This window comes from Alistipes sp. AF48-12 (assembly GCF_003477565.1).
Taxonomy (GTDB): Bacteria; Bacteroidota; Bacteroidia; order Bacteroidales; family Rikenellaceae; genus Alistipes_A; species Alistipes_A hominis.
On sequence record NZ_QUDJ01000006.1, the window covers coordinates 98,928 to 122,815 of the forward strand.

Annotated in this window: 21 protein-coding genes, 1 other RNA gene and 2 pseudogenes; 10 read left to right on the forward strand and 14 right to left on the reverse strand. The window is 54.3% G+C overall.

What is annotated here, in order from left to right:
- Window positions 1-9: 9 nt before the first annotated feature.
- From DW082_RS05295 to DW082_RS05320, 7 genes are all read right to left on the reverse strand, one after another.
- Window positions 10-915: a glycosyltransferase family 2 protein gene (locus DW082_RS05295; RefSeq protein ID WP_055202142.1), complete on the reverse strand. Its 906-nt coding sequence runs from the start codon at window positions 913-915 to the stop codon at window positions 10-12.
- An 8-nt stretch (window positions 916-923) separates the two neighbouring features.
- The gene (locus DW082_RS05300; RefSeq protein ID WP_055202144.1) at window positions 924-2,057 is read right to left on the reverse strand and encodes an NAD-dependent epimerase/dehydratase family protein; all 1,134 of its coding nucleotides are present in this window, start codon (window positions 2,055-2,057) and stop codon (window positions 924-926) included.
- 215 nt (window positions 2,058-2,272) lie between these two features.
- A complete protein-coding gene (locus DW082_RS05305; protein ID WP_118457705.1) occupies window positions 2,273-2,977 on the reverse strand; it encodes a CatB-related O-acetyltransferase in 705 nt (234 codons plus the stop codon).
- A 105-nt stretch (window positions 2,978-3,082) separates the two neighbouring features.
- Complete coding sequence (locus DW082_RS05310; RefSeq protein WP_147386970.1) at window positions 3,083-3,520, reverse strand: hypothetical protein; 438 nt, start codon at window positions 3,518-3,520, stop codon at window positions 3,083-3,085.
- A 307-nt stretch (window positions 3,521-3,827) separates the two neighbouring features.
- On the reverse strand, window positions 3,828-4,709 hold the full coding sequence (locus DW082_RS05315; RefSeq protein WP_147386971.1) for a lipopolysaccharide biosynthesis protein: 882 nt from the start codon (window positions 4,707-4,709) through the stop codon (window positions 3,828-3,830).
- Between the two features lie 37 nt (window positions 4,710-4,746).
- A complete protein-coding gene (locus DW082_RS14275; RefSeq protein ID WP_147386972.1) occupies window positions 4,747-5,367 on the reverse strand; it encodes a lipopolysaccharide biosynthesis protein in 621 nt (206 codons plus the stop codon).
- A gap of 150 nt (window positions 5,368-5,517) precedes the next feature.
- Window positions 5,518-6,048, reverse strand: a complete 531-nt coding sequence (locus DW082_RS05320) for a UpxY family transcription antiterminator (protein ID WP_055202152.1) — start codon at window positions 6,046-6,048, stop codon at window positions 5,518-5,520.
- A 537-nt stretch (window positions 6,049-6,585) separates the two neighbouring features.
- Between DW082_RS05320 and DW082_RS05325 the strand changes: the two genes are divergently transcribed.
- The gene (locus DW082_RS05325) at window positions 6,586-7,665 is read left to right on the forward strand and encodes a glycosylase (protein ID WP_101571419.1); all 1,080 of its coding nucleotides are present in this window, start codon (window positions 6,586-6,588) and stop codon (window positions 7,663-7,665) included.
- Between the two features lie 33 nt (window positions 7,666-7,698).
- On the opposite strand, the gene mltG is transcribed toward DW082_RS05325, so the two are convergent.
- Window positions 7,699-8,724: an endolytic transglycosylase MltG gene (gene mltG / locus DW082_RS05330; protein WP_101571421.1), complete on the reverse strand. Its 1,026-nt coding sequence runs from the start codon at window positions 8,722-8,724 to the stop codon at window positions 7,699-7,701.
- Between the two features lie 49 nt (window positions 8,725-8,773).
- Between mltG and ffs the strand changes: the two genes are divergently transcribed.
- From ffs to DW082_RS05360, 6 genes and pseudogenes are all read left to right on the forward strand, one after another.
- Window positions 8,774-8,872: signal recognition particle sRNA small type (gene ffs / locus DW082_RS05335), an RNA gene on the forward strand.
- Window positions 8,873-8,909: 37 nt separating this feature from the next.
- Window positions 8,910-9,511 (forward strand): annotated as a pseudogene (locus DW082_RS05340) (L-threonylcarbamoyladenylate synthase).
- A 272-nt stretch (window positions 9,512-9,783) separates the two neighbouring features.
- Entirely contained in the window at window positions 9,784-10,113 is a 330-nt protein-coding gene (locus tag DW082_RS14475; RefSeq protein ID WP_182424098.1) for a DUF4199 domain-containing protein, read from the forward strand.
- 13 nt (window positions 10,114-10,126) lie between these two features.
- Window positions 10,127-11,110, forward strand: a complete 984-nt coding sequence (locus DW082_RS05350) for a glycosyltransferase family 2 protein (protein ID WP_055202162.1) — start codon at window positions 10,127-10,129, stop codon at window positions 11,108-11,110.
- Entirely contained in the window at window positions 11,107-11,574 is a 468-nt protein-coding gene (locus DW082_RS05355) for a DUF4293 domain-containing protein (protein WP_118457710.1), read from the forward strand. Before DW082_RS05350 ends, DW082_RS05355 begins: the two co-directional genes overlap by 4 nt.
- Before the next feature lie 14 nt (window positions 11,575-11,588).
- Window positions 11,589-12,827, forward strand: coding sequence for a hypothetical protein (locus tag DW082_RS05360; RefSeq protein ID WP_118457712.1), 1,239 nt, complete (start codon window positions 11,589-11,591; stop codon window positions 12,825-12,827).
- A 60-nt stretch (window positions 12,828-12,887) separates the two neighbouring features.
- Here the strand turns inward: DW082_RS05360 and DW082_RS05365 are convergent, their stop codons facing one another.
- The 6 genes from DW082_RS05365 to DW082_RS05390 all read right to left on the reverse strand — a co-directional run bounded on the left by DW082_RS05365 (window position 12,888) and on the right by DW082_RS05390 (window position 18,131).
- Window positions 12,888-13,961 carry an RluA family pseudouridine synthase gene (locus tag DW082_RS05365; protein WP_118457713.1) on the reverse strand — a complete coding sequence of 358 codons (1,074 nt, stop codon included), beginning with the start codon at window positions 13,959-13,961 and terminating at the stop codon, window positions 12,888-12,890.
- A 14-nt stretch (window positions 13,962-13,975) separates the two neighbouring features.
- A complete protein-coding gene (locus DW082_RS05370; RefSeq protein ID WP_118457715.1) occupies window positions 13,976-14,860 on the reverse strand; it encodes a PASTA domain-containing protein in 885 nt (294 codons plus the stop codon).
- A gap of 137 nt (window positions 14,861-14,997) precedes the next feature.
- On the reverse strand, window positions 14,998-15,999 hold the full coding sequence (locus tag DW082_RS05375) for a CofH family radical SAM protein (protein WP_259335525.1): 1,002 nt from the start codon (window positions 15,997-15,999) through the stop codon (window positions 14,998-15,000).
- Window positions 16,000-16,075: 76 nt separating this feature from the next.
- On the reverse strand, window positions 16,076-16,231 hold the full coding sequence (gene rpmH, locus DW082_RS05380) for a 50S ribosomal protein L34 (RefSeq protein WP_055202174.1): 156 nt from the start codon (window positions 16,229-16,231) through the stop codon (window positions 16,076-16,078).
- 160 nt (window positions 16,232-16,391) lie between these two features.
- Entirely contained in the window at window positions 16,392-17,015 is a 624-nt protein-coding gene (gene rsmG, locus DW082_RS05385) for a 16S rRNA (guanine(527)-N(7))-methyltransferase RsmG (protein WP_118457717.1), read from the reverse strand.
- 126 nt (window positions 17,016-17,141) lie between these two features.
- Window positions 17,142-18,131, reverse strand: a complete 990-nt coding sequence (locus DW082_RS05390; RefSeq protein ID WP_055202178.1) for a polyprenyl synthetase family protein — start codon at window positions 18,129-18,131, stop codon at window positions 17,142-17,144.
- Window positions 18,132-18,404: 273 nt separating this feature from the next.
- Between DW082_RS05390 and DW082_RS05395 the strand changes: the two genes are divergently transcribed.
- From DW082_RS05395 to DW082_RS05405, 3 genes and pseudogenes are all read left to right on the forward strand, one after another.
- On the forward strand, window positions 18,405-19,133 hold the full coding sequence (locus tag DW082_RS05395; protein WP_101571643.1) for a 1-acyl-sn-glycerol-3-phosphate acyltransferase: 729 nt from the start codon (window positions 18,405-18,407) through the stop codon (window positions 19,131-19,133).
- A 37-nt stretch (window positions 19,134-19,170) separates the two neighbouring features.
- Window positions 19,171-21,023 (forward strand): annotated as a pseudogene (locus tag DW082_RS05400) (DNA topoisomerase IV subunit B).
- Between the two features lie 43 nt (window positions 21,024-21,066).
- Window positions 21,067-23,871: a DNA gyrase/topoisomerase IV subunit A gene (locus DW082_RS05405; protein WP_118457718.1), complete on the forward strand. Its 2,805-nt coding sequence runs from the start codon at window positions 21,067-21,069 to the stop codon at window positions 23,869-23,871.
- Window positions 23,872-23,888 lie beyond the last annotated feature (17 nt).

The window sequence follows — 23,888 nt, forward strand, 5'->3', positions numbered from 1 at the left end:
ACGGTCGTTCTATGATCTTTCGGGCCGGACCGCATCGTACAGCCGATAACCGTCTCTGATCGCTTTTCGTTTTATTTCTTTTTCGTGGGGCGTGGAACGGTAAACGGATTTAATGCAAGGTATGAGTAAATAATACAATTTACTCAGAAAAAAATGTATCCCGGTATAATGCTTAAGCGTGAAGTAGATCCTGTTACGCGTGTCGTAATAGAGCGTAAAATCGCTTTTCTTTCCGCCCGTAGAAGTGCTTTCCTTATGTTGAAGGAAAGACTCCGGCACATACAATACGTTGTGTCCGCGCCGAAGGGCCCTATACACGAAATCCGTATCGTCGTAGTAAACGAAGTAAGCCTCGTCCATATATCCGATCTCTTCGAATAATTCTTTCCGGATAAGCATAAAACAGGTAGGCGCATAGTCTACGAACCTGCTTTTGTCGAACTGTCCTTTATCTTCCTGGTAAATGCCGTAATGAAGCGACGAACAGGCGAAATAAGTGTAACACCCTCCGGCATACCAAATTTTATTCGTCCCGTGAAAATGAATTTTGGGTACCGCCATCCATGCCTTCCCGCTCTCCATCGCACGCACCAGACACTCTATGGTATCCGGAACCAACACGATATCGTTGTTGGACAACAACACCCTATCGCAGCCGTCCCTCAATGCGGCTTTAATGCCGATATTGTTTCCTTTGGCTACTCCGTAATTCTCTTCATTCTCGATCACGACGGTTTCGAACCGGGCGGAGGCACAAAGTTTCCGCGCGACGGCAAGCGAATCGTCCGGGGATTTATTATCGACGATATACAGGATAAAATTGGTGTATCTCTGCGTCCCCAGCGTCTCGAAAAACTCGGGCAATACGCCGGCGCTGTTGTACAAAACAGTCACTATGCCAATTCTGGGAGTCATCGTTCCGCCTATTTATAAAGTCCTTTCGTTTTCATCTCTTCGATGGAGTCTTCGTACCGGTCTTTCTGGATATCCTGGGTATTCACCCAATCGGTAAATTGCCGAATCCCCCTGTCGAAACTCCACCGGGGTTCGAAACCGAGTTTCGTTTTGATTTTCGTCAGATCGGCGTAATTGTGGCGGATATCCCCGAGACGATAGTTCCCGCTGACCGTCACAGGGACTTCGATCCCGTATTTTTCGATCAGCGTCTCGGCGACGGTCAGCACGTCCGTCGCGACGCCCGTACCTACGTTGAAGGATTCTCCGTCGGCCTGTTCCTTTTCGAGTCCCGCTATCGTTGCGTCTACGACATCTTCTATGTACACGAAGTCCCGGCTCTCTTTTCCGTCCTCGAAAACATTGATTCCGTTTTTGTTTTTAATCCGGGTCGAAAAAATAGAGAGAATCCCCGTGTACGGGTTGCTGAGCGACTGCCCCGGCCCATAAACGTTCTGATACCGGAAAGCGACGGGCGCGATGCCGAGCGTCGGACATACGGTCATTACCAGTTGTTCCTGGACATGTTTGGTGATTCCGTACACGGACGTCGGATGTATCAGCGAATCTTCGGTAGTTCCGACCAAGGTCAACGGGGCCGGTTCACCGGGATATTTACATTCGAAATCGCCCTGCGACATGTATTCCTCCGTACGGGACAGCGGGTAAACATAACCGTAGGTTCGGCTGAGGTATCTGCCCTCCCCGTAAATGGCGCGCGACGAAGCGACGACCACTTTTCGTACCCGATGTTTCGAATTGGTCAATATATCCAACATCAACGAGGTCCCGCCGATATTGGTCTCGGTATATTTCTGAATTTCGTACATACTTTGTCCCGTCCCGGTTTCCGCCGCCAAATGGACGATCGCATCCTGATCCTTCAAGGCTTTTTCCCAATCTTCCCTGACGGTCACGTCCCCGTGAACGAATCTGACCTTATTTTTAATACTGCCGTAAAGGGGAGATCTGTCCGGATCGTCCCCGTGAATCTGAGCAGCGAGGCTATCGAGCACCGTGACTTGATAGCCGCGTTTTAAAAGTTTGAGCGCGAGATTCGAACCGATAAAGCCTGCGCCTCCGGTAATAAGTATGTTTTTCATGATGTATGGATTATTGTCGGAAAATATGCAACGACCTTACGCCTCCTGCCGGCAGCGTATCAGGCCGTCCGTATGCTCAGAATCCGCCTGTTTATCCAGATCGTTAAGCGACACGATGAATCATCCGTGCGATTCGATAAAATCCCCTGCGGCGTTCGTTCGACGCCACTTTTTCCGGGAAAAATCGTAAAAAAGATTTCAATCGACAGCGTCTTTTACCTCTGAGAGAACGTGCCGTCCGCATAACTTTCAATAAATATATCTATGTTTTCAAAATCCGCATAGTGCTCCCTGAGCCATTCCATATCTTTATTCCACCATTCGATCCGCAACAGCGCCTTGATCTGAGTATCCGTAAATCGATAGCGAATATGTCGCGCGGGCACGCCTGCGACGATTTCATACGGAGCCACATCTTTCAATACGACAGCGCCCGCTCCGATAATAGCGCCGTCGCCGACCGTCACTCCCGATACGATTGTTGCCCCCCGGCCAATCCAGACGTCGTGTCCGATCTTGCAGTTGTACCGCCCGGACGCTTTTTTGAACGGATGATACTTCTCCGGCCCGGCATGGAAGGTAAAATTCACGCAACGATTAAAATTCATATAAAAGGCGGGATAAGTAGTCACCCAAACGGCAGAGGGATGACTCGCAAGTCCAATCGCGACATCGTCGGCAATGCTGCAGTACCGTCCGATATACGAATCTCCAATTACACAATGCCCCGAAACGTAAGTTCCTGATCCTAAATACGACCTGCTAATGAAGCTGGCGGTTCCGATGGAATGATATCCTTCATAGATGCAATCGTACGCCTCAACTCTTCGGCCGAAAGAGACATGGTATTTCCGACCGATATACCATTTGACGAGCCCCCATTTGATACGACTCAATATGATTCGAATCTTTTTATTCATTATATTCGGTTGAATAAATCGCGATACGCGTCATTGACCCGATAATCATGCGATAAGTCGCCCGCCAAACATTCTTTCTCGCCGGGATGAGTCGCAAACCATTCATTAATATTTTTTTTCCATTTCCAGACACAGTATCCTAGCATACCCTTTTTGTACAATATTAGCCGGACTTCCCGCTAAAACGATATTTGTCCCACCCTCTCCGAGCTTTACATAATTTTTATTCAAGAAACCTTTTGATGCGATAATAGTTCCCTCCGGGGTTCTTGTACCTTTCATGATCGTAGACGTGTTTCCGATCCAGTTATAACGACCGATCTCGATAGGAGCGCTCTTTTTACGGACAGCGCCATTAGACAATTCGATAGAATAGTGATAATTGGTATCTATAAAACAACTTCCAAAAGCGACCCGGCAATAATCCCCTATGGTGATCGATTCTTCACTGTAAATTTTCACATCATGACCGAATACTACATGAGCCCCGATATTTACATTGCTTTTCCCCGTCAATCTGACAGCATAGTCGAAATCGAACATACAAGGCCCGTTAAAAATCAATTCGGTTCCCTGATCCAACAAAATCATAGCACTTCTCGTCGGTGCGGAAAACGAACCTTGTTGGTATCCGAATTTAATCATCCCTCTTGAAATGGGTCCGAAAATTACGATTTTACCGGATAAACAATAGAATTTTACATGTCCGTAAATGTATATAGCAATCGGATTGCCTGACTGAACGGAAGAGTTCTAAAATTGATATACAAAGTTTTGAACCACCGGATACGCGTACGGGAAAAGAATTTTTCCATGCGCCATAAAATGCCGTTAACAAGACGGGCTGCATTCATCGTTTGACCAATTTAAATTGTGCGGTGATATTGTGCATGATATTTTTAAACCGGCTTTTTTCTTCGTTTTCGATTCCGCAAAACCAACCCGTTATCAAAAAAGTACAGGTACAGAGCAGTGACGTGACGACCAATCTCAAAAATCCGGTATGCATATAAAAAATAGCTACGATGCCGGCCAGAACCGTCGCCCCCGTAACGATCGTAATCGGAACGATAACCCGTCGGACGAATTTGCGCACGGATATCCCGACAATACGGTTCGCCAAGTAGATCCGCACCCACATACAGATGAGTTCTTCGCCGACGACGACCCATAATACGCTGTAAGCGGACATCCCGGCCTTAAGCAAGAAATAACCTACCGGCAAATTCAGAAAATGCAAACTTCCCATCCAAATATACATCCATTTAATGTTGCCGGTAGCGTCGATGGCAGTTCCCAAGCCGCATGTAATCATAAACAGCAAAGTGGACAGCAATACCAACCGACAGAAACCGACCGTGTACTCAGGCGGGTTTCCGAGCCACAAGTGGAGAACGTAAGGCATTTCTATAATCAGCGGAATGGAAAACAAGGCGCAGAGAAAAAACATGTAACGACATGCGACAAGCGATAATTTCTTTACCCTGATCCGATCCTGAGCCCCTTCGCTTTTGATGATCTGCGGTCTGATGGATTGCAGAATGGCCGTAGCAAAAAACTGCATCAACCCGTTGACCTGATTGGCAATTCCGTACGCAGCATTCACGACCACTCCGAAAAACACATTCAATATCATCGGGATTCCCTGTCCCCGCCCCATACTGCCGACCGATGCAAAAGTATACCAGCCGGCAAACGAAGTCAACTCGCGCAACAGCGTTCTGTCGTTCAATGATTGAAATACGATACGAGTTTCGGGGTATTTCATCCTACAGATAATCATTTTCAACAATAGCGAAATGATCATGACGGCAACGATGATGGCAGAGTACATGATCAGCCTGTTGCCCGGATATGTCAATAGATATACCGCTCCCAGCAATTTGAGAACGGTTTCCGCAATTTCGATCAGAGATAACAACAGCATGTTCTCCCGGCTGATGAGAACGGCTATATACGGAACGGCTACGATGGAAAAAAAAAACGCTACAACTCAGTAAATGCAATATAGACAGCGTATTGCTTATTTTATCCGGCGCGATTGTCAGGACATGTTTAATCCCGTATATGCCGACAGTCTCTATTAATAAAATAACACATACGCCGATGCCGATATGGAGAATTAAACTATAGTAAAATATTTTTTTAAGATGCCGAACATCCTGTTTTCCCAAAGAAAAAGATAAAAAACGTTGAGTAGACGCCGCCAATGAAGTATTTAAAAACGCCAGCATAGACACTACGCCTGCCACCAGATTATAAATACCATAATCTTCTACTCCTAACGCCTTAAGAACCAAACGGGTCGAAATCAACCCCACTAAAATGGAAACAACCATTTTAGCGTATAAAATAGCTGTATTTAAAATGACTCTATTGCCAGGCTGCATCCGTAAAACGTATTTTACCAAAAAGAGAGAAGTTCTCCGCCGAATTCTTATTCAGGCCGGAAGGTTCTTTTGTGCGGTTAAAACAATGGTTCCGCACCTGTGATGCGATGAGTGAACACGATAAAATATACGGCAAAAGGCGATCCGGCGTTAGATCTTTTCTAAAAAACACCCCGGAATATAGGAGGTGGCAACGGCTACGATGCCCTCTATCGAGACCACCAGCCGCCTGTTCCCTTTGATTCTCCGGATATAACCTTCCGCGCCCTTGAAGATGCCTTCGGTTACGCGTACCCGGTCGCCGGTATGATAAACCGTATCTTCGCCGCCGAAATACTCCAGTTCCCGATCGCCCGAAGAGGTCACCAACCTAAAGATATTCATTTCGCGTTCCGGAATCGCGGCAGGGCGCTTCGTATCCCGGTCGCAGTATACGATAATGCGGTTATTCAACTGCCGCTGCAATCCGATCGCGGCATGTTCCGTCGCGCGAACGAACATCAGGGAAGAAACGGCCGGTTTGCGGCAGATTTTTTTCTCTCCGCGCCACATCATCTCGACCGTTTTGAGGGGGATATAACTTTCGAAAGCCTTATCTTTCAGATAAGCTTCGATCTCGAATACTTTATTGTAGAAAACTTTGAGCGCGTACCAATGCTCCGAAGCGGTTTCGCTTGTCATCCGTTTCACAAAAGGACATTCCTTCCATTCCCCCGTGCCAGAAAATCGTCTTTACACGCAGTCAGATAAGTTTTGTCCGCTTAATATCGATTTGATATTCCGGAACGCGGCTCTGCGCCTGACCCAGGTGCGAATGCCGTAAACCCCGAAAAACCCGCTTTCAACGTACGAAACGGTATTTTATCAGCGCAAACATAACAATTATTCATGTAATGGCCAAACATTTTTATTGTCCGACGACTTTCGACGCGCGATTAATACTTTGATTTTCATCAAAATAAAGTCCGACATTCGAATGACAATAATTTTTGCCCATAAAACGCTGACAGATAGGCAGCAAAACATCCCGGATTTTTTTGACAATATAGCCAATCAGGATATTCCCGATAAGACTTCAAAGAAAAAATAAAAGAACGGCGCCGAGCTGTCCTTTTTATTTGATTAAGGTATAAAAAATATGCTAACTTTACGGAACCGGAACACGGCTTGCCCCGTACCGCACTTGATAAACCAGCAAATCCATCCATATTACGACCTATGAAACGACGTATCCCCGCCGGGCTGGCATTAGCGGCCGCCCTGTCGTTCCTGCAACCCGCGACGGCGCAGCAAAGCGTTCCGCAGGAAACGATGAAAAAAGTTTACGAAACGGTAAAGACGCCTTACAAATACGGACTCGTCCTGGTTCCGGAACGGGACGAAGACATGGTGGACTCCCCGACCGTGTTCCGCGAAAAAGGCAAGTGGTACATGACCTACGTGTTGTTCGACAGCACGGGGTACGAGACTTGGCTGGCCGAAAGCGACGACCTACTGAAATGGAACACGCTCGGACCGATCCTGTCGTTTGCCGGGGGAAGCTGGGATTCTGCCCAGCGCGGGGGATACCTCGCGTTGCAGGACTACCGCTGGGGCGGCAGCTACCGAGCCGGAAAATACGACGGCCGCTACTGGCTGTCCTACATCGGCGGAGCCACGCAGGGATACGAAGCCGGCATGTTGAACGTAGGCATGGCCCGCACCGGCGGGAAGATCGCCCGGCCCCACGAATGGGAAGGCTTCGACGCTCCGGTCATGACGCCCGCCGATCCGGACGCCGGGCCATGGGAGCGCTACACGCTGTACAAAAGTTCGGTGATCCGGGCCCCGAAACGGCTGCTCGGCGCCCCGTTCGTCATGTATTACAATGCCAAAGGAAGCGCGGACGGCAAAGAAAGTATCGGGATCGCGTTGTCGGACGACCTGAAAACCTGGCGGCGTTACTCCGACCGACCGGTGCTGGAACATCCCGAAGGGATCACCGGAGACGCGCAGATCCAGAAGATGGGCGACCTGTACGTCATGTTCTACTTCGGCGCATTCTGGAAAGGGAAACCGTATGCGGCTTTCAATCGTTTCGCCTGTTCGTACGATCTGGCCCACTGGACGGACTGGACGGGCGACGATCTGATCGTCCCGTCCGAATCCTACGACAACCTTTTCGCCCACAAATCGTTCGTAGTGAAATATAAAGGAGTGGTATACCACTTCTACTGCGCGGTCAACGGCCACGATCGGCGCGGCATCGCCGTGGCGACGTCGCGGGACATGGGCCGGAGCAGTCTGCAATTCCGTTAGCCCCGCCCCGAAAAACGGAGCCAGCTAAACGATCTATTTGATTTTCAGCCTGTTCAGCGCCCATACATAGGCCGCCGCGTTGCGGTTGTGCTCGGACAGGGTCTTTGCGAAATTATGGGCGCCGGACAAGTCGTCCTTGGCGCAGAAATAGAGGTAGTCGTGGTCGGCGTAGTCGAGCACGGCATCGATCGCGGCGATCGACGGCATACAGATCGGCCCCGGCGGCAAGCCCGGGTATTTATAAGTATTGTACGGGGAATCGACGGCCAGGTGGGTATGCAGGACGCGTTTGATCGAGAAATCGCCGACAGCGAACTTGACCGTCGGATCGGCCTGCAGCGGCATACCGCGCTTCAGCCGGTTGATATAAACCCCCGCCACGACGGGCATTTCGTCCTTGCGCTTGGTCTCCTCGTAAACGATCGAAGCGAGGGTCATCGCCCCGTCGCGGGAGAGGCCCGTGCGGGCGAGTTTCGCATCGCGGTTTTTCCAGAACCGGTCGGACTCTTTCTTCATTCGCCGAATAAAATCATCCGCCGAACTGTTCCAATACATTTCGTAAGTATTCGGAATGAACATCCCGATGAAGGTCTGCGGCGCGTATCCGTATGCGCGGGCCGTAGAATCGCTCAGCAGCGCCCGCGCAAGCGTCGCCGAATCGGTTTCCAGCCGCCGGCCGACGCTGCCGGCCAACCGGTCGAGCGTCCGGACATTGTTGAAAGTAACCCGTACCGGAGCCTGAAGCCCTTGCTTCAGTCGGTCGATCAGCGCGGCGTAGGTCATCCCCGCGTCGAGCTTGTAACGTCCCGGACGAACGGTCTCGTCCAGACCGCGTATACGCGCTATCCGCACGAATTTGCGTACGTTGCGCAACGCGCCGCTGCGCCGCAGCGAATCGGTCAGCCGGTCGAAATCGCTGCCGGTAGGAACCAGCACGACCGCGTCGCGGGCCACCGCCCCGCCCCAAAAGTATTGCCATGCGGAATAACCACCGACACAAACCGTTACCGCAAGCGCCGCAAACGCGGCAAGCAGGTAATACTTTCCTTTTCGCTTCATCCGGAAAAATATTTTTGCAAATATAGCGAAATTGTTTAATTTTGTCCCTGGGTAAGTCTTATACGACCAGCTCCTGCTGAATCCCCCAGGGTCGGAAGACAGCAAGGGTAGGCGGTTGTAGCGGTGCGATATAAGTAGCTTACCCATTTTTTATTTCGACCGTCACGACAAAACGACACAGGGTTATGATCATCAAAATCTATCCGCAAAACCCGAATGAGAAATCCGTCGCGCAGGCGGCGGACATCCTCGCGCGCGACGGCGTGATCATCTATCCGACCGACAGCGTCTACGCGTTCGGCTGCTCGCTGAAAAGCACCAAGCCATCGAGCGGATCCGCGCGATCACCGGTAAAACGGGCCCCGACTTTTCGATCATCTGCCCCGACCTGAGCGTAGTCGCGGCATACGCCAAGGTGGACAACACGGTCTTCAAACTGCTGAAACGCAACCTGCCCGGCCCGTTTACCTTCATCCTCAACGCATCGGGAAAAATTCCGGACAAATTCCTGGAAAAGAAAAAAACGGTGGGGATACGTATTCCGGATAACGGCATTCCGATCGCGCTGGTCGAAGCGCTGGGCAATCCGATGGTCACGGCCTCGGTCAAAGACAGCCGGGAAGAGGAGTACACGACCGACCCGTCGCTGATCTACGAGCGTTACGGAACACTGGTGGATGCGGTGATCGACGGCGGATACGGCAACCACGTCCCGACGACGGTGGTCGACTGCACCGACCCGGACGACATCTCGATCCTGCGCGAAGGCATCGGCAACCTCGTTTAAACCGACAATCAGAAAATCGTTACGATGGAAAAATCATTCAATAGCATTGCATGGAGGGAGGCGGCGACCGGCGGGTTCTACATGGGCCTGACCTATGCGATCCTTGCGATCGCCGGTCACCTGATGCGCTCGCATACGGGCGTCGCATCGCTGGCGGGCGCGCTGGGCTTCTTTTCGATCGCCGGATTTCTCTATTTCTATTCGAGCCGGATGGCGGCCCTGCGCGGAGCCGCCGGCTTTTCGTTCGGCCAAAGCATGGCCTCGTCTTGCGGATGTCGCTGTTCGCCGGGATTCTCGGCGGACTGGGCATGTTCGTGCTTTACAAATGGATCGACCCGGAATTTTTCCGGCAACAGATGGACCTGGCGATCGCGACCTACGTGGAAAACGGATGGGACGAGAAAGCGGTCGAGTCGGCCGGTACGATCGCGGCGAGAATGATGGGGAACCCGCTCTTCGTCGTGTTCAGCGGCGTGGGTACGATGATTATTTACGGCGGACTGCTCGGCCTGATCGTATCGTTGTTCGTCAAACGCCACGGCGACCCGTTCGCCGGTGCGAACAACGGACAAAACGGCACGACGCCCCCGCAATCCGAATAAAAACAACAGCACGATGTCAGAAAACAATCCGAACATCTCGATAGTCGTCCCGCTGTACAACGAGGAGGAATCGCTGCCCGAATTGCTCGCATGGATCGAGCGGGTGATGGCGGAGAACCGCTTCTCGTACGAAGTCATCTTCGTGGACGACGGCAGCAACGACCGCTCGTGGGAAGTGATCCGCTCGCTGCACGACGCCAATCCGTGCGTCCGGGCCATCCGGTTCAGGCGCAATTACGGGAAATCGGCCGGACTCTACTGCGGCTTCGAAGCGGCCCGGGGCGACGTCGTGATCACGATGGACGCCGATCTGCAGGACTCGCCGGACGAAATCCCGGAACTGTACCGGATGGTTACCGAAGAGGGATACGACCTGGTCAGCGGATGGAAAAAGCGCCGGTTCGATCCGGTCGGGAAGACGCTGCCGAGTAAATTCTTCAACGGCACGGCGCGACTGGCTTCCGGAATCAAGCTGCACGACTTCAACTGCGGCCTGAAAGCCTACCGCAACCAGGTGGTCAAAAGCATCGAGGTTTACGGCGAAATGCACCGGTTCATCCCGTTCCTGGCCAAGCAAGCCGGTTTCAAACGAATCGGCGAAAAGGTCGTGCATCACCGGGCCCGGAAGTACGGGGTGTCGAAATTCGGATGGGAACGGATGATCAAGGGATATCTCGACCTGATCACCGTCCTGTTCATGACCCGCTTCGGCAAAAGTCCGATGTACTTCTTCGGCGGATTGGGCACGCTGATGTTCCTGGTCGGCGGCGCGACGACCGTATGGGTCATCGCCGAAAAACTGTATAAACAGGCGCACCTGATTCCGGTGCGCGGCGCGACCGATCAACCGCTGTTCTATATAGCGATGGGGGCCGTCGTCATCGGCGTACAACTGTTCCTGGCGGGTTTCATCGGGGAACTGATCAGCCGGAATTCCGGGGACAGGAACCGCTACCTGATCGATGAAAAACTTCAAAACAAATCCGTTTCACAATGATACAACGCATTCAAACCGTATACCTGCTCCTGTCGGCGCTGCTGCTGGGGCTGATGTTCTTCCTGCCGCTGGCCCATGCGATCGGCCCGGAAAACTCGGTTTTCCGGATCATGGTCTGGGGATACGACGACCCGACGGCCAGCAGCAGTCCGATCGTCAACTCGCTGACTCTCGCAGCCACGACGCTGCTGGGCGCAACGATCGTGCTGGAGATAATCACCGTTTTCCGCTACAAAAAACGCAGGCTCCAAAAGCGCTTGTGCACGGCGCAAATCGTACTGTTGTTGCTGACGGCCGGCGTGACGGCGCTCTACCTGAAGTCGTTCGGCGAAGAAGGCTTCGGCCCCGTAGCGCTGTCGGTGACCGCGGCCTTTCCCCTCGTCGCTGCGATCCTGACCCTGCTCGCTCGCCGGGGAATCGTTAAAGACGACAAACTGGTACGATCCCTGGATCGCATCAGGTAATTCATTTGACCACTATGAAAAAAGCTTTGTTATATTGCGGAATAGCCCTGCTGACCGCCGTTCTTCCGGGATGCAAGGAGATGAAAGACGACATCGATACGCTGAAACGGCCCTACCCGACCGGCATCACGCTGCTACAGTCCGAAATCACCGTCCTGAACGGATCGACGCTGAAAGTGCCCTTCCGGGTCAACCCATCGAATTATATCGTCCAGGCGGAAGACCTCCGACTGGACGCCATCCGTTCGCAGATCACCAAAGCCTCGTACGTCACGACCATTCCCGAATGTTCGCTGGTCGGCGTAACGCCTTATAAAAACCAGGCCGGAGAGACCTGCGAAGGACAGTGGATCGCCGAGATCGAAATTCTCGACGGCGCCTACTACGGCGACATCGACTTCACGCTGGTGCTGAATTATACCGACGCGGACAACCGGCGCGTGGCGCTGACGTCCGCGACTTTCGGAAATCTGAACACGCGGATCAAACTGACCGGGGACATGGTAGACATCGACGTTTCGCCGGCCGTATCCTACGTCGAACTGAACAACACGCCGATCGCCACTTCCGTACGATTGCTGCCGTGCGCCATTTCGGAAGGCAGCGCTACGAAATTCGACATGGAGGACGCGATCGTCGACAGTTGCAAGCTCGGAGGCGAATTCGCCGGATATTTTTTCCTGACCGACAAAGGCAACGCGACCTGGACGATGGAACCGATCGGACTCGACTTCCCGAAACCCGACGAAGCCTTCGTGCCGGTCGATATAAACATCTACCTAACGGACCGGAACGATACGACCAACCACGTGCTGAAAACGGCTCTCGTGAAAGTTTACCAGACACGGTGCATCGCGCCTGCCATTACCCTGAAGGTTTCCGATTACGCCGAGATTACCGAAGCCAACAAAACCCTCGACATCGAAATGGGCGAGATCATGGCCGCCGTAGGCGTTACTTCGGAGTTGTTCCAGCAGGTTCGTCCGCCGCTCGGATTTACCCAGACCAAACAGTTCATGCACGAAGACGGAACGTCGGCCAGAACCTTTTTCATGCAGAGCCTCAAATACAAGGACGACAAAGGTACGACCTCCCCGGAAGCCATGTACCTTCAACTGATCTTTTTCGCCCCGCTGGACACGGAGGATATCGGATCGTACTACATCAGCCTGAATATGCTATATTCAAGAACATCAGATCCGCAGCCGACGATTGCGGCCAACATCAAGATACCGGTGATCGTCACGGAATAAAAAACGAAACGGGCGGATTTTCTTAATCCGCCCGTTTCATTTCGCCCCGTTCACCGGCCGTCAACAACCGCCCTCCTCCGGGCGAGCCGAAACGTAATTCCGCCACCGGTCGAGCACCGTCCGCATATCGTCCGGCATCTCGCTCTCGAAAAAAACCTCCTTCCCGGTCGCCGGATGGATGAACCCGAGACTACGGGCATGCAATCCGTGGCGCGGCATCGTCCGGAAACAATTTTCGACAAACTGTTTGTACTTCGAGAAAGTCGTTCCTTTCAGTATCCGATCGCCGCCGTAACGTTCGTCGTTGAACAACGGATGACCGATGTATTCCATATGCACCCGGATCTGGTGCGTGCGCCCGGTTTCGAGCCGGCATTCGATCAGGTTGACGTAACCGAGCCGTTCGAGCACCCGGTAATGGGTTACGGCGTGTTTGCCGCCGTCGCCGTCCGGGAAGACAGCCATTTTCAGCCGGTCGCGCACGCTGCGGCCGATATTTCCGACAACCGTGCCCTCGTCGGCCTCCATATTGCCCCACACCAGCGCATGATAGACCCGATGGATCGAATGATCGAAAAACTGTTTGGCCAGGCGCGCATGCGACCGTTCGTTCTTGGCAACTACGAGGATACCGGACGTATTCTTGTCGATTCGGTGCACCAAACCGGCCCGCATATCGCCGTCGCGGAACAGCGGCAGATCCTTCAGATGATAGGTCAACGCGTTGACCAGCGTTCCCGAATAGTTCCCGTGACCGGGATGCACCACCATGCCGGCCGGCTTGTTGACGATAATCAGGTCGTCGTCTTCGTAACGGATGTCCAACGGTATGTTTTCAGGAATGATCTCCACTTCCCGCAACGGATAGGGCATCACGATCGATACCCGATCCAGCGGTTTGACTTTATAACTCGACTTGACGGGCACGCCGTTCACCAGGATATTACCGGCGTCCGCCGCCGTCTGAATCCGGTTCCGCGAAGCGCCTTCCATCCGGTTAGTCAGGAACTTGTCGATTCGCAACAGATTCTGGCCTTTGTCGACCGTCACGCTGTAGTGTTCGTACATCTCCTCCGTCGGGTCCGCCCCGTCGGTCAGTTCGGGATCGTCCCCCAGCAAATCCTCTTCGTTCATCCGGACTGGAATATTTATTCTTCGACTTCGCTTTCCGTCGCAGCCAGGCTGTCGGCCAATTCCCGAACGGCCTTTCGAGCATCCCGGTCGGACTGCTTGCGCCCTGCATCGAGCTTCTTATCGTCGAGAGTCAGCGAGAAATTCACCTTCGTTCCCAGCGTCCGGCGGCTGCCCGTGGCGGGCGACTGCGCATGAACCCGGGCGTCCACTTCGTTCAGGGCCGTAATCCCTTCGTCGCGAGTGATCTTGCCTACGTTGAAACCGGCTTCCCAAAGGCGGCTTTTCGCCTCCCGTGCCGTAAACCCGACTAGCTGCGGGATCTGCTGCACGTTTCCTTCTTCGCCCATGCCTACGACCAGCGTAACGCCCGACCCCATTTCGGTCTGCAACTTGCTGCCCGGCTGCACCACCTTACCGGCGCAACGCTCTTCCAGCACGTAATTGGTCGCAATGTCGCTTTTATAGATCAGCTCCTTGATTTCCAGACCGGCCATCTCCAGGTTGTTTTTCGCCTGACGCAACGAGAATCCGGTCACATAGGGAACGGTCACCATCTTCTGATGGAACGAATTGATCGTCACGAAAATATGACGGCCGGATTTCACCCGGGCCCCGGCCGACGGGTTCTGTTCCAGGATCACGCCGCCCGGATAGGCCGGCACATACAACGAATCGTTGACCTCGATCTTCAGCGAAGCCCCCTTTCCGGCCTTGACGGCCTCCTCGACGGTCATCCCGCTGAAATCGGGAACGTCGCGCACTTGCCCGTGGCGAGTAAAAAGATTCAGCAGCAAATTCACAACGCACATAAACACGATGATCGCACAGGCAGCCAGCACCAGATTGCGCGAAATCGGATTGCCGTTGATCTTCCGGGCCAGTTTTCTCAGAAAGTCCATATCGTACGGTTAAGACGACCGGTTCGGCCGGTCAATTCCGGGTTAAATATACTACTTTTTAACCGGATTGTAAAACGTATCGCGTTCGACGGGCAGATATCCCGCATCGCGGATCAGCCGCTCCATATCGGCGGCGGTCATGGCCGGAGACTGGTCCTCGCTCCCGCCATCGAGTAGATTTTCGTGCTGTCGTCGATCGTGCCGTCCATATCGTCGGCCCCGAACGCCAGCGCGATCTGCGCCGTCGTCTTGCCGAACATCGGCCAGTAGGCTTTGATATGCGGAAAATTATCGAGGTAAATACGCGCCAGGGCCGTCATCCGCATATCTTCGACGACACTCACTTCGCCTACTTCGGACATGGAGTTGTGCCGGCTGCGGTACTTCAGCGGAATGAACGCGTTGAAGCCGCCCGTTTCGTCTTGCAGCGTGCGGAGCCGGTCGAGGTGGTCGATGCGGTGTTCCCAGTTTTCGACATGCCCGTACAGGATCGTCGCATTGGTCGAAATCCCGATCCGGTGCGCTTCGCGGTGCATCGCAAGCCACGTTTCGGAACTCCCCTTCTCCGGGCAGATCCGCGCACGGATCGCTTCGTCGAAAATCTCGGCGCCGCCGCCGGGAATCGCCTCCATGCCGGCTTCCTTGAGCAATGCGAGGCCGTCGTGCGGGGTCAGTCCCGCCTTGTCGATCATATAGGCCAGTTCGATCGCCGTGAACGCCTTGACCGAAGCCTGCGGCAGAATCCGCTTTACCTTCCGGATCAGATCGGCATAATAATAGAGGTCGTGTTGCGGATGCACTCCGCCGACGATGTGAATCTCGGTAGCCCCGCTATCGCGGTGCGCTTCCACCTGCGCGAGGATCTCCTCTTCCGAATAATCCCACGCGTCGGAAGCTCCCGCCGGTCGCCGGTACGAACAAAACCGGCAGTTGAAAACGCAGATATTGGTCGGCTCAATGTGGAAATTGCGGTTATAATAGACCTCGCGGCCGCTTTTACGCTCCTTGACCCGCGAGGCCAGCAACCCCAGTAGCGCCAGCGGCGCACCGGCCAACACCGACGCTTCGTCGCGGCTCAGGCGCTGCGAACGGTCGACCTTTTCGGCCAGCGACTCATACTTTCCGAATAACCCAAACATAATTCCTAAAATATTTACGGTACGAAAAAAGGCTGCCAAATGCTTAGCAGCCCCTTCATTTCTCTGTCAGGAACGATTATTTCCAACGGGTGTCGTCGGAAACGGTCAACTTCTTGCGTCCTTTCGCGCGACGGGCGGCAAGCACCTTGCGACCGTTGGCAGTAGACATTCTTTCACGGAAACCGTGCTTGTTGATCTTTTTTCTCTGAGAGGGTTGAAAAGTCCTTTTCATCGCGTTTTATGTTTTTATCTATTTTCGTTTCTCTTGTCCTGCGTCCGATTCGCACGCAACGGAGTGCAAAGGTAAAACATTTTTGATTTATACAAAAACTTTTTGAGAAAAATAAGCATACCAGCGAAATAGCCGATACGGGAAATGCGCCGTCCGTCCCCTATTTCGGAAAGTAAACCACCTTTTTGGTTTCGAAAAACGGCTCGCTGAAGAAATCCGGAATATCGAACACCGTGTACGGTTTGCCCACCGCATCCAATTCGGCGTCCAGGTCGCCGCCCTTGAGGTACAGTATGCCCCCTGCCAGCGATCCGGCCCCGGCGACCGGTTCCAGCTTGTTCCACACCCAACCGACGAACGGTTTCATTTCGGTGACGGCCCGGCTGACGACGAAATCGAATTTTCCGGGCATCTGCTCGACGCGGCTGTGAACGCCCTCTACGTTCGAAATTCCCGCCGCACGGGAAATCTCCCGCACGACCCGGATCTTCTTGCCGATCGAATCGACCAGCGTGAAACGAACCTCCGGGAAAAGGATGGCCAGCGGAATCCCCGGGAAACCGCCTCCGCACCCCACGTCCAGCACCCGCGCACCGGGGTGGAACGCACACACCTTCGCGATGGCCAGCCCGTGCAGCACATGCCGCAGGTAAAGCTGGTCGATGTCCTTACGCGAAACGACGTTGATCCGGTCGTTCCATTCGCGGTACAACGCCCCGAGAGCGGCGAACCGTTCCCGCTGTACGGCCGTAAGTTCCGGAAAATATTTCAGAATGAGTTCCATGTTCTGTTTGTCATGAATTCCGCCCGTTGCCCGATCCGGCGGCAAGTCGGCCGCGCAAACCGTTCCGTCGGACAGGCGGCCTTTCGGAAAAAAGGCGAGCGTTCGATCCCGTAAAAGATTTCAAAATCACTTATCGCGCGAAAGAACGAAATCGGCGAACAAATGCAGCGAACGAAGTACGTCGGACTCCGGATAGCCTTCCAGGAAGGCCAGCGCCCGATTCCGGTATTCGGTCATGCACTGCCGCGCATACGCGATGCCGTCGCTGTCGAGCACCGCCTTGCACAGATAATCGACGTTTTTAGGCGAATTACGCACGTCGCTGAGTTTGGCGACCAGCTTCCGGCGGCGTTCGGGCGCACTCTGGTCCAGCAAACGGAGCAGCGGCAGCGTGATCTTGCGTTCGCGCATATCGCCTCCGGCCGGTTTGCCGGTCACCTCCATCGGCGAATAGTCCAGAATATCGTCCTTGATCTGAAACGCGATGCCCAGGTGATCGCCGAACTGCCTGAGAGCCGCCACGCGGTCGGCAGGCGCACCTACCGAAATCGCCCCGACCGCAGCGCAAGCTCCCAGCAGCGAAGCGGTCTTCTTATAGATGATATCGTAATAGATCGCTTCGGTCATCGCCAGTTTCTCGGTCTGTTCGGTCTGGATCAGCTCCCCCTCGCAAACTTCGTGGATCGAACGGGTCACCTCGGTCAGCATGTCCCAGCCCCCGTTTTGCAAGCTCACGTGATACGTGCGGGCGAAAATATAATCGCCGATCAGCACAGCCGTGCGCGAATGCCACAGCGCATTGACCGACGGAGCGCTGCGACGCACGTAAGCCTCGTCCACCACATCGTCGTGGATCAGCGAAGCCGTATGGATCATCTCGACGAGCGAGGCTCCCATGTAACTGCGATCGGCCACTTCGCCGTGCAACGCCGCCGACAGCAACACCAGCAACGGACGCAGTTGCTTGCCCCGGTTACTCAGGATGTAATCGGTGATGGAAGCGACGTAGCGGTTGTCGCTGTGAAGGATGGAAGCTATATACTCCTCATAGCTGCGGATTTTTCCGGCTATGGGAAGCTGTATCTCTTCGAGCGTAATTTTCCGAGTCTCTTTCATCGAACCACAAATATCCGAGATTTTTCCGAATCGTCAAAATTTAATCGGAGTTTTTACCGTATGCGACACAAACCGGATGCGGCGCGGCGCAGACAACACGAACCGCCCGAGTCCGTTTTACAGATTAGAAGAGAAGCCCGTAAGCGTCCCGACAGGCTTTTGCGTAGGGACCGGTTGTGATTAATTGTTGATAAATGATCCGGAAATCCGGCGGAAAAACCGAAAATTTATGCTAAACTTGCATGGTTCTAAAATTTGGGGAAATCTGCGTTTATGGTAAGATCTATATTGTACTACATCCTTTTGGTTGTGTTCACGTTACTCTGTTTCATCCCGTTCGCAGTCCTATTCTTGCTGACGGTGCTTTTCGACCGGGAACGGGTGGTGCTGCACTGGGCCTCGCGGATGTGGTCGTACGGGATTTTCAGGTTGTGCCCCTGGTGGCGCATACGGATAGAAGGCGCCGAAAAAATCGACCGCAGTCGGCCGTGGGTGATCGTCACGAACCATCAGTCGATGCTCGACATCCCGCTGATGTACGTACTGCCCACGACGTTCAAATGGGTATCGAAAAAAGAGGTGCAGAAAATGCCCGTTTTCGGTTGGGTGCTGTGGATGCACGGCGACATTCCGGTCGAACGCGGCTCGCGGGGCAGCGCCAAACAGATGCTCGAACGCTGCCGGCAGCGGTTGTCGCGCGGAACGTCGGTGATCGTCTTCCCGGAAGGGACGCGCACCAAGACGGGAGAGATCGGACGGTTCAAAGACGGGGCTTTCTTGGTGGCCAAGCATGCCGGCGTGGGCATCCAACCGGTCGTGATCGACGGCACGTGGAGCCTGAACGACGGCTGGCGGCTGCGGATGCCGCATACGTTCCGGGTAAAGGTGCTCGACGCGCTGCCTGCGGAATACGTAGCGTCGAAGGAAGCCCGCGAACTGGCCGTCGAAATGGAAAACCGGATGCGGACGGCGCACCTGCAAATGACCGGAAAACAACAATAAACGAAAAATAAAAGAGATAGGAGCACGAGAATCGACTATGGGTATGGTTGCAGATTACGGGGACGAACACATCCGGACACTGGATTGGAAAGAGCACATCCGGCGGCGGCCGGGTATGTATATCGGGAAACTCGGCGACGGAACGTCCGCCGACGACGGGATCTACATCCTGATCAAAGAGGTGCTGGACAACTCCGTAGACGAATACATGATGGGCTTCGGCAAGAGCATCGACATCACGATCGCGGACGACAAGACCGTCACCGTACGCGACTACGGACGCGGCGTGCCGCTCGGCAAACTGGTGGACGTGGCGTCGAAGATGAACACCGGCGCGAAATACGACTCGAAAGCGTTTAAAAAATCGGTCGGACTGAACGGCGTCGGCATCAAGGCGGTCAACGCGCTGTCGGACGCTTTCCTGATCCGCAGCGTGCGCGACGGCGAAGCCGCAGCGTGCGGTTCGAGAAGGGGAACGAAATCGCGGACGTGTCCGAAAGCGGCGTCGGCGAAAAGAACGGGACGATGGTGTCGTTCCATGCCGACGAAAGCGTTTTCGGCAGCTACGACTTTCACATGGAATACGTGGAGTCGATGGTACGCAACTACACTTACCTGAACGCCGGGCTGACGATCAGGGTCAACGGGCAGGCGTTCGTCTCGAAAAACGGGCTGCTCGACCTGCTGCAGGAAAACCTCGGCGAAGAGCCGCTCTACCCGCCCGTTCACCTCTGCGGAGAGGACATCGAAGTGGTCATCACGCACGGGCACGGCTACGGCGAAACCTACTACTCGTTCGTCAACGGTCAGCATACGACGCAGGGCGGAACGCATCAGACCGCTTTCCGCGAAGGGATCGCCAAGACGATCAAGGAATTTTACAAAAAGGACTACGATGCGGCAGACGTCCGCACGTCGGTGATCGCGGCGATCAGCGTCAAAGTCGAGGAGCCGATGTTCGAATCGCAGACCAAAACGAAACTCGGTTCGAAAGAGATGGGCCCGAACGGGCCTACGGTGCGGAACTTCATCGTCGATTTTCTGAAAACGGAACTCGACAATTTCCTGCACAAACACCCGGAAACGGCCGATATCCTGCAAAAAAAAATACAGGAAAACGAAAAAGAGCGCAAGGCGATCTCGGGCATTCAGAAAAAGGCCCGAGAGATGGCCAAAAAAGTGAGCCTGAACAACAAGAAACTGCGCGACTGCCGCATCCACCTGACCGACAAAAACGACCGCGCCGAAGAGTCGATGATCTTCATCACCGAGGGTAATTCGGCCAGCGGCTCGATCACCAAATCGCGCGACGTGAATACGCAGGCCGTGTTCAGCCTCCGGGGCAAGCCGCTGAACTGCTTCGGGCTAACAAAAAAAATCGTTTACGAGAACGAGGAATTCAACCTGCTGCAGGCGGCGCTGAACATCGAGGAGGACATGGACAACCTGCGCTACAACAAGATCGTCGTGGCGACCGATGCCGACGTCGACGGGATGCACATCCGTTTGCTGCTGATGACTTTCTTCCTACAGTTCTTTCCGGAAGTGATCCGTTCGGGACACCTGTACATTTTGCAGACGCCGCTGTTCCGCGTCCGCAACCGACGGGAAACGCGCTACTGTTACAGCGAGGAAGAGCGGCAACGGGCGGTCGACCAACTGGGCCCGAACCCCGAAATCACGCGATTCAAAGGATTGGGCGAAATCTCGGCCGACGAGTTCAAAGAGTTCATCGGCGAAAACATGCGGCTCGACAAAGTGCGGCTGACCAAGGAAGACCCGGTCGCCGATCTGCTCGAATTCTACATGGGCAAGAACAGCATGGAACGCCAGGGCTTCATCATCGGCAACCTGCGGATCGAGGCCGATTACGTGGACAACCTGATTTAAACGCGATCCGGACTATTTTCAGGCAAGGAACACAACACCAGACATGAACGAAGAACAAAATATCAACAACCGCCGGGACGACCTCCCGGCCGGCGCGGAAACGGACGGAGGAAATAACGCCCGCGCCGGAAAATACGGACGTCTGACCGACGACAAACCCGACCGGCGCAAACTGACCGGCATGTACCAGGACTGGTTTCTGGATTACGCATCGTACGTGATCCTCGAACGCGCCGTGCCGCATGTCGAAGACGGGCTGAAGCCGGTGCAGCGGCGCATCCTGCACGCGATGAAGAAACTGGACGACGGCCGGTACAACAAAGTGGCGAACATCATCGGGTCGACGATGCAATACCACCCGCACGGCGACGCCTCGATCGGTGACGCGCTGGTGCAACTCGGGCAGAAAGACCTGCTGATCGACTGCCAGGGAAACTGGGGCAACGTGCTGACCGGCGACGGAGCCGCCGCCCCGCGTTACATCGAGGCGCGGCTGTCGAAATTCGCGCTGGACGTGGTGTTCAACCCGAAAGTCACCGAATGGATGCTGTCGTACGACGGGCGGAATCAGGAACCGGTAACGCTGCCTGTCAAATTCCCGCTGTTGTTGGCCCAGGGAGTCGAGGGCATCGCGGTCGGACTGGCATCGAAAATCCTGCCACATAACTTCAACGAACTGATCGACGCGAGCATCGCCTACCTCCGGGGCGGCGACTTCGAAATTTACCCGGATTTTCCGACCGGGGGGCTGGCCGACGTATCGCGCTATAACGACGGACTGCGCGGCGGAGCGGTCAAAGTGCGCGCCCGGATCAACAAGATCGACAAACGGACGCTGGCGATCACCGAAATTCCGTTCGGCACGACCACCGAGTCGATCAAGGATTCGATCATCCGCGCGAACGACAAAGGCAAGATCAAAATCAAGAAGGTCGACGACAATACGTCCGACAAGGTCGAGATCGTAATTCACGTCAGCAACGACGAGTCGTCCGACCGGACGATCGACGCGCTGTACGCGTTCACCGACTGCGAAGTGTCGATCTCGCCGAACGCCTGCGTCATCATGGACGAGAAACCTCACTTCATGGGCGTCCGCGAAATCCTGCGACGCTGCGCCGACCATACCAAAGAACTGCTCAAACGCGAGCTGGAGATCCGGATGGAAGAACTCGAACAAGATTGGCACATGTCGTCGCTCGAAAAGATCTTCATCGAGAACCGGATTTACCAGTTGATGGAAGAGTGCACCTCGCGGGAAGCGGCCTACGCCGCCGTCGGCAAGGGACTCGAACCGTTCGCCCGCCTGCTACGGCGCGAAATCACGCTCGACGACATCGTCAAACTGACCGAACTGCGAATGATCCGCATTTCGCGCTACGATGCGTTCAAAGCCGACGAACACATCCGCAACGTAGAGGACGAGATCAAGCAGGTGAAGCACGACCTGGCACACCTGATCGACTACGCGGTCGCCTACTTTACGCGGATACGCGATAAATACGGTAAAAACTGCGAGCGGAAAACCGAACTGCGCAGTTTCGACTCGATCGAAGCGACGAAAGTGGTCGTGGCGAACGCCAAGCTGTATGTCAACCGCGAAGAGGGATTTTTCGGGATCGGAGCGGCGATGCGTAAGGACGAGTTCGTCTGCGACTGCTCGGACATCGACGACGTGATCGTCATCACGAAGGAAGGCAAATACATCATCACGAAAGTGTCGGACAAGGCGTTCTTCGCGAAGAACATTTATTATATAGGTATCTTCAAGCGCAACGACGAACGGACGATCTACAACGTGCTGTACCGCGACGGGCGCAACGGGCCGGTGATGATGAAACGTTGCGCGATCAAAGGAATCACGCGCGACCGCGAATACGACATCACCAAAGGAACGCCGAAAAGCGATATCTTGTACATGAGCGTCAACCCGAACGGCGAAGCCGAAATCCTGAAGGTTTACTTCAAACCGAGGCCGAGGCTCAAAAAGCTGATCGTCGACCTGAACTTCAGCGAACTGGCGATCAAAGGGCGGCAATCGCAGGGCAACCTGTTCTCGCGCTACGCGATCCATAAGATCGTATTGAAGGAGCGCGGCGCATCGACCCTCGGCGGCGTGGACGTATGGTACGACGACGAAATCCGTCGGCTGAACACCGACGGGCGCGGCGAATTGCTCGGCGAATTCGTCGGCGACGACAAGTTGATCGTAATGACCGGCAAAGGGCTTTATTACACGGCGAACTACGACCTGGGCCTGCATTTCCCGGAGGACACGATCCGCGTCGAAAAATACGACAGCGACCGGATCTATTCGGTCGTCTATTTCGACGGAGAACAGAACTACTACTACGTCAAGCGGTTCAATGCCGAATCGAGCGACAACAAAATGCAGAATTTCGTCGAAGACACCGCCGGATCGTACATGGTGGCGATCAACAGCGACACCTATCCGCAGTTGCAGGTCGTTTACGGCGGACACAACGCCGGGCGGCCCGACGACACGATCGACGTCGACGAGTTCATCGGAGTGAAGAGCCACCGGGCGAAAGGGAAACGAGTCACGACGCTCGACGTGGATAAAATCGTATTCGCCGAACCGCTCGACAAGGAACCGCGGCCGGAGGAGACGCCCGGACGTCCGGACGACGAAAACGGAGCGGAAGAGACTTCCGGAGAGACCGGGAAGACCGCGCCGGAACGCAGCAGCGCGCCCGACGCCGGCGGTGCCGGCAAAACCGCTCCCCCGAAAAATTACGTCGCGGGGGATACCGTCGAGTTCGACATCGCCGCCGAAGAAGAACAGCAGCAGAACACCAAACAGATGAACCTGTTCGGGGAAGAATAATGTAAAACCGATCCGAA